This is a genomic window from Pseudomonas sp. S5D5, assembly GCF_003013355.1.
Classification (GTDB): domain Bacteria; phylum Pseudomonadota; class Gammaproteobacteria; order Pseudomonadales; family Pseudomonadaceae; genus Aquipseudomonas; species Aquipseudomonas aylmerensis.
This window is the reverse complement of sequence record NZ_PTEO01000001.1, coordinates 2,793,522-2,809,620: the sequence shown is the minus strand read 5'-3', so window position 1 is coordinate 2,809,620 and position 16,099 is coordinate 2,793,522. Positions and strand designations below refer to the sequence as shown.

Below are 16,099 nucleotides of genomic sequence, written 5' to 3'. Positions count from 1 at the left end.
TTGGCGAACGGATGGGTGAATGGGTGGGGGCGATAGCCGTGATAAAACCTTGGAGCCCGGCAGCCGTGAAACGTTTCATTGCATATAACGTATCCGCAGCGGCGGCGGCAACTCCCCTCAGTGAAAATCCCGGCTCCGCACCGTGATTCCCTCCAGCAGCGGCGTCAGGTCGGTCAGGCGCCCGGCAATCAGGTGCCGGACCTCGCCCACCGCTTCCCAGCGCCCGTCCACCTTGAGCAGCCGCGAGCCGACCAGGGCCTGGCGCTGACGCTCGGCCAGGTCGCGCCAGACCACCACATTGAGGTTGCCGAACTCATCTTCCAAGGTGACGAACGTGACGCCACTGGCGGTGCCAGGACGCTGGCGACCGGTGACCAGCCCGGCGATGCTGACGTTGCGCCCATGCTCCACCGCAAGCAATTCCTGCGAGCTGCGACAGCGTCGTCTGCGCAACTCCGCGCGCAGCAGCGCCAAGGGATGCGGGCCGAGAGTCGTGCCGACGGTGGCGTAATCGGCGTGCAGGTCCTCGCCCACCGTGGGTGCTGGCAGCTCCACTTGCGCCTCGTCGGGGCTCGGCAAACCGGCGAACAACCCCAACTGTTTATGCACCCCGGCCACGTCCCAGCGCGCCTTGTGCCGGTTGCCGGCCAAGGCGCGCAAGGCCCCGGAATCCGCCAGCAAGGCCTGGGCGCGGGGATCCAGCCCGGCGCGTTCGTCCAGGTCGGCGATGTCACTGAAGGCCCGACGCTGGCGCGCCGCCTCGATGCGCCGCGCATCCTCTTCGCGAAACCCCGAGATCATGCGCAAGCCCAGGCGAATCGCCGGCTGTTCGCCGTCGCTCGGCTCCAGGCTGCAATCCCAGTCACTGGCCTGCACGTCCACCGCACGGACCTGCAAGCGATGGCGTCGCGCGTCCTGCAGGATCTGGTCCGGGCTGTAGAAACCCATCGGCCAGCTGTTGATCAGCGCGCAGGCGAAGGCCGCCGGCTCATGGCATTTGAGCCAGCAACTGGCGTAGGTCAGCAAGGCAAAACTGGCCGCATGGGACTCGGGAAAGCCATAGCTGCCAAAGCCCTTGATCTGCTCGAAAATCTGCGCGGCAAACGCCTCGCTGTAGCCATTCTTGAGCATGCCGGTACGCAGGCGCTGCTGATGCGGTTCCAGGCCGCCGTGGCGCTTCCAGGCGGCCATCGAGCGGCGCAGCTGGTCGGCCTCGCCGGGGCCGTAGTCGGCGGCGACCATGGCAATCTGCATCACCTGCTCCTGGAACAGCGGGATACCCAGGGTGCGTTTGAGCACCGCTTCGAGCTGCGGCGACGGGTAGGTTTCCGGCTCTTCCTTGTTCCGCCGCCGCAGGTACGGGTGCACCATGCCGCCCTGGATCGGCCCCGGCCGCACAATCGCGACTTCGATCACCAGGTCATAAAAGGTCTTTGGCTTGAGCCTTGGCAACATCGACATCTGCGCCCGCGACTCGATCTGGAACACGCCGATGGTGTCGGCCTTGCTGATCATCGCGTAGGTGGCCGGGTCTTCCTTGGGGATCGTCGCCAGGGCCAGGTCGCGATTGCGATGGCGGCGCAGCAGATCGAAACAGCGGCGGATCGCGCTGAGCATGCCCAGCGCCAGGATATCCACCTTGAGCAGGCCGACGGCGTCGAGGTCGTCCTTGTCCCACTGGATGATGGTGCGCTCGGCCATGGCGGCGTTTTCCACCGGCACCAGGGTGTCCAGCGGGTACTCGGAAATCACGAAGCCGCCAGGGTGCTGGGACAAGTGCCGGGGGAAGCCGATCAGTTGCTGCGTGAGGGTGAGCACGCGGCGCAGGATCGGGCTGTGCGGGTCGAAACCACCTTCGCGCAGGCGCTCCAGTGGCGGCGCATCATCGCTCCAGCGCCCGCAGCATTCGGCCAGGGCGTTGATCTGGTCCGGCGGCAAGCCCAGGGCCTTGGCCACATCGCGCACCGCGCCGGCCGCGTGGTAACTGCTGACCACCGCCGTCAGCGCCGCGCGGGTGCGGCCGTAGCGCTGGAACACGTACTGCAGCACTTCTTCGCGGCGTTCGTGTTCGAAGTCGACGTCGATGTCCGGCGGCTCGTTGCGCTCCTTGGACAGGAAACGCTCGAACAGCATGTCGGTCAGGCTCGGGTCGATCTCGGTGATGCCCAGGGCAAAACACACCGCCGAGTTGGCCGCCGAGCCCCGCCCCTGGCACAGGATCGAACGGCTGCGGGCGAAGCGCACGATGTCGTGCACCGTGAGGAAGTAACTTTCGTAGCCCAGGTCGCTGATCAATTGCAGCTCGTGATTGATCTGCTGCAAGGTCTTGGCGTCCACCCCGTGCGGCCAGCGCTGGGCGATGCCTTCTTCGGTCACGCTGCGCAACCAGGACCTGGCGTCATGGCCCTCGGGCACCAGCTCGCGCGGGTAGTGATAGCGCAGCTGGCTCAAGTCAAAGGTGCAGCGGCGCGCGATGCTCAGGGTTTCATCGCGCAGCGCTGGCGGGTACAGCGCGGCAAGGGCATCGAGGCTGCGCAAATGCCGCTCGCCGTTGGGGTGCAGGCGCGTGCCGGCTTCGGCCACCGGCACGTGATGGCGGATGGCGGTCATGGTGTCCTGCAGGGCGCGGCGACCGCGCGCATGCATGTGCACATCGCCGCAGGCCACTGCCGGGATCTGCAGGCTGGCAGCCAGTTGCAGGCGCTGCTCCAGGTGGCGTGCATCGTCCTGGCCGCAGTGCAGGTGCACCGCCAGCCACAGGCGCTCGGCAAAGGTGCGTCGCAGCCATTGGACCGAGGCCTGGGTGTCCTGGTCGTCGGCGACCCACAGCGCCAGCAGGCCGGGCAGCGGTTGTTCGAAGTCTTCCAGCAGCAGTCGGTACTGGCCCTTTTCGGCCCGGCGCCGCGCCAGGGTAATCAGCCGGCACAGGTGCTGATAGCCGCTGAGGTCCTCCACCAGCAACACCAGTTTCGGGCCGTTCTCGATGCGCATCTCGCTGCCGATGATCAGCGGCAACTCCACCGCCTTGGCCGCCTGCCAGGCGCGCACGATGCCCGACAAGGTGCACTCGTCGGTAATCGCCAGGGCGCTGTAGCCCTCGCGCTTGGCCCGCTCGAACAACTCCAGCGCACTGGAAGCACCGCGCTGGAAGCTGAAGTTGGACAGGCAATGCAGCTCGGCGTAACTCATGCGAACCAGCCTTGCAGCCACAACCCATCGCTTTGTCCCACGGTGCGATAGGCCCAGCCTTGCTGGCCGGCACGGGTCTGGATCAGGTAGTAGTCGCGGCGAATATCGGCGCCATCCCACCAGCCGGACTCGATGCGTTCCGGGCCCATCAGGATGTGCACCGCCTGCTCAGCCAGCAGCGTCGGTTCGTTGAGCAGCCAGCCGGGGCGTTGCACCTTGCTCAAGGTCGGGCATGCGCGACTGTCAGCCGCTGCTTGCCAGGCGCACTCGGGGCGATGATCGGCGTGAAAACGCAGGCCTTGCACCGCGTCATCCCCCAGGCGCGCACGCAAGCGTTCGCGCAGTTGCTCCCACGGCAAGGTCTGCTGCGGACGGTCATCGAACAGGTCCTGGCGTTGCGGGACGAAGACCGGCAAGTCCTGGGCCACCAGGCGAAAACCGCGCACCGGTGACGTCACTTGCACTTGCTCCAGGCGCCCGCGGGCCAGCTCGAAGAGCATCGCCGGCTCGCGCTCGGCACTCAGCAGGCCGACCTTGATCACACTGTCGGGCGCCTGGGCATGTTCCAGGTGCAGGTCGAAGCGCTGCACGCCACTGTCGCGGCCGCAAAGAAAGGCGGACAGGTCGCCGGTCAAGCGGCGCAATGGAAACAGCAAGGCCTGGTGGGATTGCACGTCGAAATTCAACTCGATGCGCACATCGAACTGGTCCGGCGGCTGATAGAACGCCAGCGCCAAGGGCCGCTGCCCGCTCAACGCATCCAGGTGCTTGAGCAGGTTGGCGTCAAAGCGCCGCGCCAGGGTATGCCGGGGCAGCGCCTGCACCTGGGCCAGGCTGCGCAGGCCCATGCGCGACAAGGCGGTGGCCGCCGCAGGGTCGAAGCCGGCGCGGTCGATGGGCAGCGGCGCCAGGGCCTGCATCAAGCCCTCATCGTTGACGGCCAGGCCATCGTAAATATTCGCCAGCACCCGCGCCGCCGCCGGGTTGGGCGCAGCGACGATACGGTGGCGAAAACCCAGCTCGGTCAGTTCCGTGCGCAAGCGTGCCTCGAACTGCGCCCACGGCCCGAACAGCCCCAGGCTCGACTCGATTTCGAACAGCAAGGCGCGTGGGTAATACACACTGACCTGGGAGCTGAAGCGGTAGGCCCAGGCCGCGAGGAACTGTTGCCAACGTTCTATTTCAGCCGGGTCGTATTCGGCGCAAGTGAAGGTCTTGGCCAGCGCATGCGCGGCCGTCAGGGATTGGCCCGGGTGCAGGCCCAAGGCGCGCGCAGCGTCATTGACGGTCTGCAGCACGCGACGCTGCGGCGTGCCGGCCAGCAGCGCCAGCGGTTGATCCGGTTCGGGATACAGGCGCTGCACCCCGTCCAGCGCCAATTGCGGGAAGACAATACACACCCAGCGCATGGCAACCTCAGTGCCCCGCCAGTGCAATCGGTGCCGGGTGGGCCAGGCCGCCCCGACATTTGAGTACCCGCACCTGCGCCGGCCTGGCTTCGACGACCAGGCGCAAGGCGGCGGGCGAGGCGTTGACCGCCTCACTCAAGGCACGCCAGGCAAATGCCAGGGTCTGCCCGGTTTCCGCCGCCACCTGCAAGCGGCGCAGCGCGCGATCATCGGCCTTGCGCGGCCAGCACAGCACCGCGCCGCAACTGCCGGAGCGCAGGCATTGCTCCACGGCCCACAGGGCATCGCGCTCCTCGGCCTGGATCACCGAGAGCTGACGCAAATCCACTCCGGCGTTCTGCCAGGCATGCGGATACGGCGTGTAGGGCGGCGCCACCAACACAATGCGCTCGCCCGCCGCCGACAGCCGCGCCAGGGTCGGCAGCACCAGCTGCAGCTCGCCCACACCTTCCTTGGCCATGAGGATTTCGCTCAAGGCCGACTCCGGCCAGCCGCCCGTCGGCAACACCGCATCCAACGCCGCCAGCCCGGTGGGCTGCACGCTGGCCGGAGGCGCGGCAGGTCGGCCCTTCCAGACACGGCCGCCATTGAACAGCGTATCCAACGCAACCACGGCGCCCATCAGCCTTGCCTCACCAGGCCGCAAAACACCCCTTCGATGGCCAGGTCCTGATCGGGCCCGACCACGATAGGTTTATACGCAGGATTGCGCGGCAGCAAGCGCACATGCTCGCCGTGATGTTCGAAGCGCTTGATGGTGACTTCGCCGTCCAGGCGCGCCACCACAATCTGCCCATTCAAGGCCTCGGCACTGCGCCGTACGCCCACCAGGTCACCGTCGAGAATGCCATCCTCGATCATCGAGTCGCCCTGCACCCGCAACAGATAGTCCGGGGTTTTCGCGAAGGTAGCGGGGTCGAGTTGCAGGCGGCTGTGCACGTCGGCATCGGCACCGATGGGCGAGCCCGCGGCGACTCGGCCGAGGACCGGGATGTCCAGCCACTCGGGGCGTGCCGGTTGGTTGAGCAGGCGAATACCACGGGCCTGGTTGGGGTTGACCTCGATAAAACCGGCTTCGGTCAGGGCCAGCACGTGTTTACGCGCCACGCTGCGAGAGGCGAAACCAAACGCCTCGGCGATCTCGGCGAGGCTCGGAGGCTGGCCTTGCTGCGCGATACGGTCGCGGATAAAGGTCAGGATGGCGGTACGGCGGGGAGTGAGAGTCGTCATGGAGTACATTTGTACTCCTGTGGGAATTTTCTGACAATAGCCGCCAGTCTGAAGGTGGGTTTGCCCGCGAAGGCGCCGGATCAGCCACCGTCTGCAGCGACTGACCCACCGCTTTCGCGAGCAAGCCCGCTCCCACAGTTTTGATCGCTGTTTGGGCTTGGGATTCGGGGTGCTGCACAAGCATTTGAGCGGACGGCACAACCCGGCTCCAACCTTGGAATACACCCCAAATGTGGGAGCGGGCTTGCCCGCGAAGGCGCCAGACCAGTCACCCTCTCCAGCAACTGACCCACCGCTTTCGCGGGCAAGCCCGCTCCCACAGTTTTGATCGCTGTCCGGGCTTGGGATTCGGGGTGCTGCACCGGCATTTGAGCAGGCGACACAACTCGGCTCCAACCTTGAAATACACCCCAAGTGTGGGAGCGGGCTTGCTCGCGAAGGCGCCAGACCAGCCACCCTCTCCAGCAACTGACCCACCGCTTTCGCGAGCAAGCCCGCTCCCACAGTTTTGATCGCTGTTCGGGCTGGGATTCGGGGGGCTGCACAAGCATTTGAGCGGACGGCACAACCCGATTCCAACCTTGAAATACACCCCAAATGTGGGAGCGGGCTTGCCCGCGAAGGCGCCAGACCAGTCACCCTCTCCAGCGACTGACCCACCGCTTTCGCGGGCAAGCCCGCTCCCACAGTTTTGATTGCTGTTGGGCTTGGGATTCGGGGTGCTGCACCAGCATTTGAGCGGACGGCACAACCCGACTCTAACCTTGGAATACACCCCAAATGTGGGAGCGGGCTTGCCCGCGAAGGCGCCAGACCAGCCACCTTCTCCAGCGACTGACCCACCGCTTTCGCGAGCAAGCCCGCTCCCACAGTTGTGATCGCTGTTTGGGCTGGAATTCGGGGTGCTGCACCGGCATTTGAGCGGGTGGTACAACCCGATTCCAACCTTGGAATACACCCCAAATGTGGGAGCGGGCTTGCCCGCGAATGCGCCAGACCAGTCACCCTCTCCAGCGACTGACCCACCGCTTTCGCGAGCAAGTCCGCTCCCACAGTTTTGATCGCTGTTTGGGCTTGGGATTCGGGGTGCTGCACCGGCATTTGAGCAGGCGACACAACCCGGCTCCAACCTTGAAATACACCCCAAATGTGGGAGCGGGCTTGCTCGCGAATGCGCCAGACCAGCCACCCTCTCCAGCACTGACCCACCGCTTTCGCGGGCAAGCCCGCTCCCACAGTTTTGATTGCTGTTTGGGCTTGAGATTCGGGGTGCTGCACCGGCATTTGAGCTGAAGGCACAAGCCATCTCTAACCTTGAAATACACCCCAAATGTGGGAGCGGGCTTGCCCGCGAAGGCGCCAGACCAGCCACCCTCTCCAGCAACTGACCCACCGCTTTCGCGAGCAAGCCCGCTCCCACAGTTTTAACCGAGTTCGACAGGCAACACCGAACAACTCCAAGGCCGCCATGTTACTGAAGAAGTGGAAAGCTCACCGCCTCACCAGCCCTCTTTCAACATCCGCAACTCCAGGTGCTGCAGTAGCAGGATGGTCTTCCCATCCACAATCTCCCCAGCCTGCACCATCGCCAGCGCCTGTTCGAATCCCAGCTCCAACACTTCGATATCCTCGCCCTCTTCTTCCAGCCCGCCGCCATCCCCCATCCGGTCACCCGGCTGATATTCGCCGATAAAGAAGTGAATCCGCTCAGTCACCGACCCGGGACTCATGAACGCCGCATAGACCTTCTCCACCTGCCCCACGCGGTAGCCGGTCTCTTCCTCCGCTTCCAGTCGAATGCGCTCCTCGGGGCTGGCATTGTCCAGCAGCCCGGCGGCCGTCTCGATCAAGTAGCCGGGGTGATCGTTGACGAACGTCGGCATGCTGAACTGGCGAATCAGCAACACCGTGCGCTGCTCGCGGTTGTACAGCAGGATCGTCGCGCCATTGCCCCGGTCATACACCTCACGGGTCTGGGCCTGCCAGCTGCCATCACGGCGGCGCAGGTCGAAGCTGTATTTCTTCAGGATGTACCAGTTGTCCGAAAGGGTCTCTTCGGCCGTGATGCGAACGGGGCTGTTGTCCATGGTCAGGTCTTTGCTCAAGGGAGTCATCGGGTTCACGCCTGTTTGATGCGAGGCCACGCGGCGGCGACAGCTTCGGCGCTGTCCGCCTTGATCCGGGCGAGATTGCGCGGGTACTCCACGCCGGGATTTTCAGTGAAGCGCGTGGCAGTGAATTGGCCATTGCTGGCGCGCAGGATGTAGCCCGTGTCCTCGCACTGCGCGGAGGCCAGGAAGACCACGCCCGGCGTCACCCACTCCGGCTTGAGTTCGTCCGGCTCCTCGGTGACACCCCACATGCGCGTCTTGGCCACCGGCGAAATCGCGTTGACGCGGATCCCGGCCTCGGCGCCCTCATGGCTCAACGCGTTCATGATCCCCAGTTGCGCCATCTTGCCGGCGCTGTAGGCCACCAGGCCGGTCTGCTCGTACTGCGCGTACATCGCCCGGTCGGACGTGGTGAGGATGATGCGCGGCGCGGCGGATCGCAGCAGGTGTGGCCACGCGTGCTTGCACAGCCACAGCGGCGCGTAGAGGTTGATGTCCATGGCGCGCTGCAGGAACGCGGCATCCAGGTCGGCAATGTTCTGGTAACCGACCCAACCGGCATTGTGGATGAGGATATCGAGCTGCCCGAACGCCTCGATGGCCGAGGCGATCAGTTGCCGGCTGCCTTCTTCGGTGGACAGGTCACCCGCGTGACCGATCACCTGCAAGCCTTCGGCCTGCAAGGTCCTGGCCGCCGAATCGACCACCGTGACGTCGTTGCCGGCGCCGACCGGGTCGGCACCAATGTCGCTGATCACCACGCGCGCCCCGCCCAAGGCCAGCGCCCGTGCATAACTGAGCCCCAATCCGCGGGCACCGCCGGTGACAATCGCGGTTTTGCCTGTGAAATCCATGTGCTTGCTCTCCTGTGTAGCCGCCCACCCTAACAACCGGTGCAGGGGTAATTCAATGCTGTAACACTTTGCAAGCAATCGTCGTGGACGGCTGTCGAATTAATTCCTGCCTGCGCGGGCCATCTGGTAAAACCCGTGCTTCACCTTTGTCCTGGAACCTTCATGTCTTCTCGTTTTCTGTCTCGCCTGGGCCTGCGCTGGTTTCCCCTGCTGTGCATGGCGCTGCTGATCGTCGGCCTGCCGGTGGGGTGTGCCGTGCTGCAACACAAGGAGCGCGAGCTGGTGTTTCGCATAGAGCCGGGGACTGCCAGCTGGTACAGCGGTTTGCCCAAGGCAGTGCAGGAGTTCGAACTCAAGCCCGCCAGTTTCAAGTCCGGGCAGAACATCCATGGCTGGTGGTACCCGGCGGCCAAGGCCGACGCGCCGGCGATCCTCTACCTGCACGGCGTACGCTGGAACCTGACCGGGCAGCTGTTTCGCATTGAGCAGTTGCACGCCCTCGGCTACTCGGTTCTGGCCATCGACTATCGCGGGTTTGGCCAAAGCCACGGCGAGCTGCCATCGGAAACCACCGTGTACGAAGACGCCCGCATCGCGTGGGAGCGTTTCCAGGTGCTGCAACCGGACCCCAGCAAACGCCTGATCTACGGACATTCCCTGGGCGGCGCGGTGGCCATCGACCTGGCCGTCGAACTGGGCAAGCAAACGCCGTTGCCGGTGCGCGGGTTGGTAATTGAATCGACCTTCACCTCCCTGGCGGATGTGGCCACGGCGGTGGCGAATACCTCGTTGCCGGTACGCTGGCTGCTGTCGCAGAAGTTCGATTCCATCGACAAGATCGCCGCTATCCATATGCCCCTGCTGGTGGTCCACGGGCTGGCCGATCAATACGTGCCGCCGCGTTTCAGCCAGCAGCTATTTGAAGCCGCCCAGGAACCCAAACGGCTGTTGCTGGTGCCCGGCGCCACGCACAACAACAGCATGAGCCTGGCCGGTCGCAATTATGGCCAGGCACTCGACAGCCTGATGCAAGCGAAGATGCCGTCGCAGGTTGTCACCCACTCCACAGCGCGCAACGGCGACTCATAAAAGCGCTTTTCGGCACTGGGTTCGCGCTTGCGTGTCAAGCGCAAACCCTGCCCATACTGGCCCGCGTCGAAAGTTGATCAAATATTAACCGAGGGTTAAATCACCAACCCTGCCGGGCCTTCGCAAAGTTATCCACAGAGATACCCACGGTTTTCGTGGACAACTCTTTTTATTTTTTTACGATTTTTTTGCTCAGTAAACGTTTTCGGGAAATGTACCGGGCAACAAAATCTCGCGATTCACATCGCGTATATCGTTATAGCCGCACAACGCCATCGACACGTCCAGCTCACGCGCAATGATCTGGAGTGCCTTGGTCACGCCCGCCTCGCCCATCGCGCCCAGGCCATACAGGTGCGGGCGACCGATCATGGTGCCCTTGGCGCCCAATGCCATCGCCTTGAGCACGTCCTGGCCGGAGCGAATGCCGCCGTCGAGCCACACTTCGATGCGCTCGCCTACCGCGTCGACAATCGCCGGCAACTGGCTGATGCTCGACGGCGCACCGTCCAGCTGACGGCCACCGTGGTTGCTCACCACCAGTGCATCGGCACCGGAATTCGCCGCCAGGCGCGCATCCTCCACATCGAGGATGCCCTTGATGATCAGCTTGCCGCCCCAGCACTTCTTGATCCACTCCACATCATCCCAGCTCAGGCGCGGGTCGAATTGCTGGGCGGTCCACGACGACAACGAACTCATGTCCGCCACGCCCTTCACATGCCCGACAATATTGCCGAAGCCGCGCCGCTGGGTGCCGAGCATGCCCATTACCCAGCGCGGTTTGGTCGCCATGTTGAGGATATTCGGCAGGGTCAGCTTGGGCGGCGCCGACAGTCCGTTGATCAAATCCTTGTGGCGTTGGCCGAGGATCTGCAGGTCCAGGGTCAGCACCAGCGCATCCACGCCAGCGGCCTTGGCGCGCTCGATCAATTGCTCGACAAACGCGCGATCACGCATCACATACAGTTGGAACCAGAATGGCTGGCCGACGTGTTCGGCGATATCTTCCAGCGAGCAGATGCTCATGGTCGACAAGGTGTAGCGCAGGCCAAACGCGGCGGCGGCGCGAGCGGTGAGAATCTCGCCATCGGCATGCTGCATACCGGCCAGGCCGGTGGGTGCGAGGGCGACCGGCATGGCCATGTCCTGGCCAATCATGCGGGCGCGGATCGAGCGCTCATCGATATTGCGCGCGACCCGCTGGCGGAATTTGATCCGCGCAAAATCGCTTTCATTCGCCCGGTAGGTGCTCTCAGTCCAGGAGCCGGAATCGGCGTAATCGTAGAACATCCGTGGGACACGTTTTTGCGCCAGCTTGCGTAAATCTTCGATGGTTGTAATCAACGACATCTAGGTCACCTCTCCCTGAACTGAACACAGAGAGTAACCGCCCATCGGCTGCGCAACCAGCCATTGCGTTTAGATGGGCAGGAGACTAATCTCGCACAAACCCGCAACAAAGCGCAAAAACATGCACACCACTCATCAAGCCATTGACCTGCCTTCGTTGCGCAAACAAAAGATCCTGTTGCTGCTCGAGCGCGATGGCAAAGTCACCGCCGCCGACCTGGTGGAGCATTTCGCCGTGTCCCAGGACACCATCCGCCGCGACCTCGGCGAACTCGCGGCTGCTGGCCTTCTGCAACGCGTGCACGGTGGCGCCCTGCCCCGGCCCAAGGACACCGGCAAGGACTTCTTCACCCGGGTCGGCGAGACCAACGACGCCAAGCGTCACCTTGCCCACCGGGCCGCCAACCTGGTGGAAGATGGCCAGATCGTGTTGTTCGATTCCGGCTCCACCACACTGCAGATTGCCCAGTCGTTGCCGCGCTCGATCCGCCTGACCGTAGTCACGCCGTCGCCGATGATCGCCATCGCGCTGGCCGATCATCCCGAAGTGAAGGTGATCCTGGCCGGTGGCCAACTCAACCCGGCGACCTTGTCCACCACGGGTCAGGACGCCGTACGCTTGATCCAGAGCGTCAAGGCCGACCTGCTGTTCACCGGCGTATGCGCACTGCATCCGCAGGTGGGTATCAGCTCGCTGCATTTTGATGAAGTGGCGGTCAAACAAGCCCTGCTCGACAGCGCCTCGCACGTGGTCGCGGTGACCATGGCCGACAAGCTCGGTGCGGTGGAGCCGTTTGTGGTGGGGCCGTGTGAGCGTATCCACACATTGATCACCGAGTGGCACGTGCCGAGCGTCGAAGCGTACCAACGGTTAGGCCTGGAAGTGCTGCAGGTGGAGGTCGAGTGATCTGTGGCGAACAGCTTTTGGGGGTGAGCGGGTTTGCCAACAAAGATCGCTCGCCGCGAAAACTCATAGGCGGCGAAGTGCTGAAGAGATAATCGAGCCCCCCTTGTGGTGAGCGGGCTTGCCCCGCGTTGGGCTGCGCAGCAGCCCCAAAACCTGTCACCGCGTTGTACCTGAAAGAATTGCGCTGGCTGGGTCAGGGCCGCTTCGCGCCCCAACGCGGGGCAAGCCCGCTCGCCACAAAAAGCGGGCCTTCCACAACTAATTTGCTTGCCACTAGAGCGGGCTTGCCACAATCAAACTGCTTGCCAACACAGGTCGCTCGCCGCGAAAACTCATAGGCCGCGAAGTGCCGAGGAGGTAACAATCGAGGCCCCTTGTGGTGAGCGGGCTTGCCCCGCGTTGGGCTGCGCAGCAGCCCCAAAACCTGTCACCGCGTTGTACCTGAAAGAATTGCGCTGGCTGGGTCAGGGCCGCTTCGCGCCCCAACGCGGGGCAAGCCCGCTCACCACAAAAAGCGGGCTTTCCACAGCTAATTTGCTTGCCACTAGAGCGGGCTTGCCACAATCAAACTGCTTGCCAACACAGGTCGCTCGCCGCGAAAACTCATAGGCCGCGAAGTGCTGAAGAGGTAACAATCGAGGCCCCCTTGTGGTGAGCGGGCTTGCCCCGCGTTGGGCTGCGCAGCAGTCCCAAAACCTGCAACTGCGTTTTACCTGAAAGAAATGCGCTGGCTGGATCAGGGCCGCTTCGCGCCCCAACGCGGGGCAAGCCCGCTCGCCACAAAAAGCCGTCTTGCCACAAAAAAGTCACCACAAAAAGGCCGCAGCACATCTGTCACAGCAGCCCCATGCTGCAATTAAAAAGCAGGGTCAAAACAGCACCGCAGCCGCATCGCGCATGAAAATCTCAATGGTCTTGGGCCCCACGCCGTCAAATTCCCCCAGGCGTTTTTCGAACGCCTGGCGGTCTTTGCTGGCACTGCGCATGTGGGTGATCTTGCCGGCGTATTCGGCGTTGAGCTTGGCGCTGAGGTCGAGCAGGCGCTGCGCGGTGCTCTCGTCATAACGCACGTAATGCGCACGCCCGAGCATCGAGACCAGCTCACGCGATGTGCAGTGCTGCAACTTGCGCGGCGTGTCGCGGCCCTGCTCTTCGACGATCACCTTGTAGGCCTGTGCCGCGATGGGCGCCTGGATGCGCTTGCCCATCAGGAAACTGGCGACAAACCATTTGAACAGGCTGGCGTCATCCGCAGGCTTGAGATCAATCCCCAGTTCCGACGCGGAAATTGCCTTGGCCATGTTCAGTGGCCCAGCTTGCGCTCGGCCTTGGCGGCCTGCTCGTTGATCGCATCGGTCTGACGCTCGGTGTCCTTGATCGAGGTCGGCGTGAGCACCTTGTCGACGGTTTCGGTCTTGGGATTCGGGCGCTCCAGCGTCTCGCCCTTGGCTGCGGTGCCGGCACCTTTCTGCGCCTGTTCGGAGCTGATGGGGTCAGGGGTTTTATCGGCGGTCTTGTGATCGGTCACGGTGTCTCTCCTGGCAGTTGAAGGCGTGCAAGAAAATCGCACGCACCTGTGCAGCAGAGGCCAACGGATTTCGATAGTTCAAGGAATTTGCCAGCCATGCCCGCTGGTGAGAAAAGCGCGAATTAATTTAAACCTTTTGCAGTCGGGCCGGCTCAACACTCAGGTAACGGCATCCCCGCCATGTTCAAGGAGATCCACCATGACCACGCAACTGATCAAACAAATGGGCCTGACTTTCGTGCTGGTTGCCGGCTCGATTTCCACGGCCATGGCCGCGACGTCCAACAGCTTCGTAGAAGACGCGGCACAAGGCGGCATCACTGAAGTCGAGGCCGGCAAACTCGCCCTCGAAAAAAGCAGCTCGGCCGATGTGAAAACCTTTGCCCAGCACATGGTCACCGACCACACCAAGGCCAACCAGGAACTGGCAGCCCTGGCGAAAAAACTCGATATCGAAGTGCCGGACGATGCCGCGCTGACCGACAAGGCCAAGAAAGCCATTCTCGAACTGCGCGATGAATCGTTCGACAAGGCCTACGCCAACAACCAGGTGGCGGCCCATGAAAAAACTGTCGAACTGTTCCAGAAAGAAGCCGCTTCCTCGGACAACGCCGAGCTGAAAGCCTTCGCCACCAAGACCCTGCCGACCCTTGAAGCCCATTTGAAAATGGCCAAGGAACTGCAAGCCAAACACGACCATTAATCTACCCCTGACCCAAGGAGACACTCGACCATGAGCGCGCAACTCAACGGCAAGCACATCCTGATCATCACCTCCAACACCGGCATCGAGCGCGACGAGCTGGTCAAGCCGCTGGAAGCGCTGCGCGGGTTCGGCGCCACCGTAACCCACGCATCCAGCAAGGGCGGCACCACCCAGACGTTTGTCGGCGATACCGAGAAAGACAAGACGGTGGAATCCGACGTGCAACTGTCGGACGTGGTCAGCAGCGAATTCGATGCACTGGTCATCCCTGGCGGCACTGTCAACGCCGACACCCTGCGCCAGGATGCCGCGGCGCTGCGGGTGATCAACGACTTCGTCAAGGCCGGCAAGACCGTGGCCGCGATCTGTCACGGCCCATGGGCGCTGATCGACGCCGGCGTGATCAAGGGCAAGACGCTGACTTCCTACAAAAGCGTGCGCATCGACCTGGAAAACGCCGGTGCCGCCGGCTGGGTGGATGCCGAGGTCAAGGAGTGCAAGGCCAACGGCTGGACCTTGATTACCTCGCGTACACCGGATGACTTGCCGGCATTCAACCAAGCCATCGCCAAGGCCCTGGCGGGTTGATAGCGATTGGCGGAAACGCAAACAGGCGCCTCTCGGCGCCTGTTTTTTACCTGTGGACCTTAGCTTCTGCGCTGCTGCGCCATCTCTCGCTTGGGACCAAACATCGCCCAGGCAATCAGCCCCAACAGCGGCACGAAAATCAGCACTACCACCCACAGCCCCTTGGTCTCCCAGCCACCGGTGCTGCGCAATACGACGTTGATCGCCCACAATTCCAACAGCAGCAAAATCACCGCCAACGCGATCCAGATATATTCTATTTGCATGGTTCACCTCCTGAGGTCTATGCATTAGGTCAAGCATCTGGCCCGAGGGTTCCATCCGATTTGCACCCGGGCACATCGCGGGCAACCTTCTAGACTCAACCTCAGTCACCCCTCTTGCACTGAATTCCGGAGGTTCAGGATGACCGAGCATGTTATCCACTTTCACTGCCAGATCGACCAAGGCACCACCGAGCGTTTTCGCGACTGCTGCCTGGATGCGATCGACGAAGGCGCCAGTTCGCTGCTGCTGAACCTGTCGACCACCGGCGGCAGCACCAACTTCGGGTTTACCCTCTACACCTTCCTCAAGGCGCTGCCGGTGCCGCTCTGCGCGATCAACGCGGGCAATATCGAATCCATGGGCATCATCATGTTCCTGGCAGCGAACCGGCGTATCACCACGCCGCATTCGCGCTTTCTGATCCATCCGATGAACTGGTACTTCAGCCAGAGTTCGGTGGACCACCAACGGCTGCGCGAGTACCTGTCGAGCCTGGATAACGACCTCGCCCGCTACGTGAAAATCTATGAATTGGAGACGTCCCAGGCCGACACCCAGCTGGATATTTTCAAGTGCCTGTCAGCCGAGGAAAAGGTCATTGCCGCGCACGAATCGCTCGCCTATGGGATTGCCCATGAGGTCAAGCAGGTGGTGTTCGCCGAAGACATCAAGCATTGGAAAGTCAGCGGCGGCTAGGGACGGCGTAATGCAACCCAAACCTTGCACGACCATGCAAGCTGCACGACCGCCACACTCACGATCTCAAGATAAACGACTGATTCATAAAGGATTTATAAATACGTTCAAGTTGGTATAACTGATGCACTACCTAACGGACGAGGCGCGCACTTCGACGCGCCCGCTTGCT

General features: G+C 62.9%; 15 protein-coding genes. 5 read left to right on the top strand and 10 right to left on the bottom strand.

Annotation, left to right across the window (positions count from 1 at the left end; translation table 11 throughout):
- Positions 1-117 precede the first annotated feature (117 nt).
- From C9990_RS13270 to C9990_RS13230, 6 genes are all read right to left on the bottom strand, one after another.
- Positions 118-3,210, bottom strand: a complete 3,093-nt coding sequence (locus tag C9990_RS13270) for an error-prone DNA polymerase (protein WP_218277274.1) — start codon at positions 3,208-3,210, stop codon at positions 118-120.
- Positions 3,186-4,598, bottom strand: coding sequence for a DNA polymerase Y family protein (locus C9990_RS13265; protein WP_106803559.1), 1,413 nt, complete (start codon positions 4,596-4,598; stop codon positions 3,186-3,188). Before C9990_RS13265 ends, C9990_RS13270 begins: the two co-directional genes overlap by 25 nt.
- Before the next feature lie 7 nt (positions 4,599-4,605).
- On the bottom strand, positions 4,606-5,220 hold the full coding sequence (imuA, locus tag C9990_RS13260) for a translesion DNA synthesis-associated protein ImuA (RefSeq protein WP_065907693.1): 615 nt from the start codon (positions 5,218-5,220) through the stop codon (positions 4,606-4,608).
- Positions 5,220-5,837, bottom strand: coding sequence for a transcriptional repressor LexA (gene lexA / locus C9990_RS13255; protein ID WP_106803558.1), 618 nt, complete (start codon positions 5,835-5,837; stop codon positions 5,220-5,222). Before lexA ends, imuA begins: the two co-directional genes overlap by 1 nt.
- A 1,490-nt stretch (positions 5,838-7,327) precedes the next feature.
- Complete coding sequence (locus C9990_RS13235; protein WP_106805647.1) at positions 7,328-7,915, bottom strand: NUDIX domain-containing protein; 588 nt, start codon at positions 7,913-7,915, stop codon at positions 7,328-7,330.
- A 32-nt stretch (positions 7,916-7,947) separates the two neighbouring features.
- Complete coding sequence (locus tag C9990_RS13230; RefSeq protein WP_106803556.1) at positions 7,948-8,793, bottom strand: SDR family NAD(P)-dependent oxidoreductase; 846 nt, start codon at positions 8,791-8,793, stop codon at positions 7,948-7,950.
- A gap of 162 nt (positions 8,794-8,955) precedes the next feature.
- Between C9990_RS13230 and C9990_RS13225 the strand changes: the two genes are divergently transcribed.
- A complete protein-coding gene (locus C9990_RS13225) occupies positions 8,956-9,882 on the top strand; it encodes an alpha/beta hydrolase (RefSeq protein WP_106803555.1) in 927 nt (308 codons plus the stop codon).
- 192 nt (positions 9,883-10,074) lie between these two features.
- Here the strand turns inward: C9990_RS13225 and C9990_RS13220 are convergent, their stop codons facing one another.
- Positions 10,075-11,235, bottom strand: coding sequence for an alpha-hydroxy acid oxidase (locus tag C9990_RS13220; RefSeq protein WP_065907689.1), 1,161 nt, complete (start codon positions 11,233-11,235; stop codon positions 10,075-10,077).
- A 121-nt stretch (positions 11,236-11,356) separates the two neighbouring features.
- Between C9990_RS13220 and C9990_RS13215 the strand changes: the two genes are divergently transcribed.
- Positions 11,357-12,142 carry a DeoR/GlpR family DNA-binding transcription regulator gene (locus tag C9990_RS13215; RefSeq protein WP_065907687.1) on the top strand — a complete coding sequence of 262 codons (786 nt, stop codon included), beginning with the start codon at positions 11,357-11,359 and terminating at the stop codon, positions 12,140-12,142.
- A gap of 869 nt (positions 12,143-13,011) precedes the next feature.
- On the opposite strand, the gene C9990_RS13210 is transcribed toward C9990_RS13215, so the two are convergent.
- Positions 13,012-13,443 carry a DNA methylase gene (locus C9990_RS13210; RefSeq protein ID WP_106803554.1) on the bottom strand — a complete coding sequence of 144 codons (432 nt, stop codon included), beginning with the start codon at positions 13,441-13,443 and terminating at the stop codon, positions 13,012-13,014.
- Between the two features lie 2 nt (positions 13,444-13,445).
- The gene (locus C9990_RS13205) at positions 13,446-13,670 is read right to left on the bottom strand and encodes a hypothetical protein (protein ID WP_106803553.1); all 225 of its coding nucleotides are present in this window, start codon (positions 13,668-13,670) and stop codon (positions 13,446-13,448) included.
- Between the two features lie 199 nt (positions 13,671-13,869).
- Between C9990_RS13205 and C9990_RS13200 the strand changes: the two genes are divergently transcribed.
- Positions 13,870-14,373, top strand: coding sequence for a DUF4142 domain-containing protein (locus tag C9990_RS13200; protein WP_065907683.1), 504 nt, complete (start codon positions 13,870-13,872; stop codon positions 14,371-14,373).
- 30 nt (positions 14,374-14,403) lie between these two features.
- Positions 14,404-14,964 carry a type 1 glutamine amidotransferase domain-containing protein gene (locus C9990_RS13195; RefSeq protein WP_106803552.1) on the top strand — a complete coding sequence of 187 codons (561 nt, stop codon included), beginning with the start codon at positions 14,404-14,406 and terminating at the stop codon, positions 14,962-14,964.
- A 59-nt stretch (positions 14,965-15,023) separates the two neighbouring features.
- Here the strand turns inward: C9990_RS13195 and C9990_RS13190 are convergent, their stop codons facing one another.
- Positions 15,024-15,230: a PLDc N-terminal domain-containing protein gene (locus tag C9990_RS13190; RefSeq protein WP_065907680.1), complete on the bottom strand. Its 207-nt coding sequence runs from the start codon at positions 15,228-15,230 to the stop codon at positions 15,024-15,026.
- 139 nt (positions 15,231-15,369) lie between these two features.
- On the opposite strand from C9990_RS13190, the gene C9990_RS13185 reads away from it, so the two are divergent.
- Entirely contained in the window at positions 15,370-15,927 is a 558-nt protein-coding gene (locus C9990_RS13185; RefSeq protein WP_065907679.1) for an ATP-dependent Clp protease proteolytic subunit, read from the top strand.
- Positions 15,928-16,099: the final 172 nt, after the last annotated feature.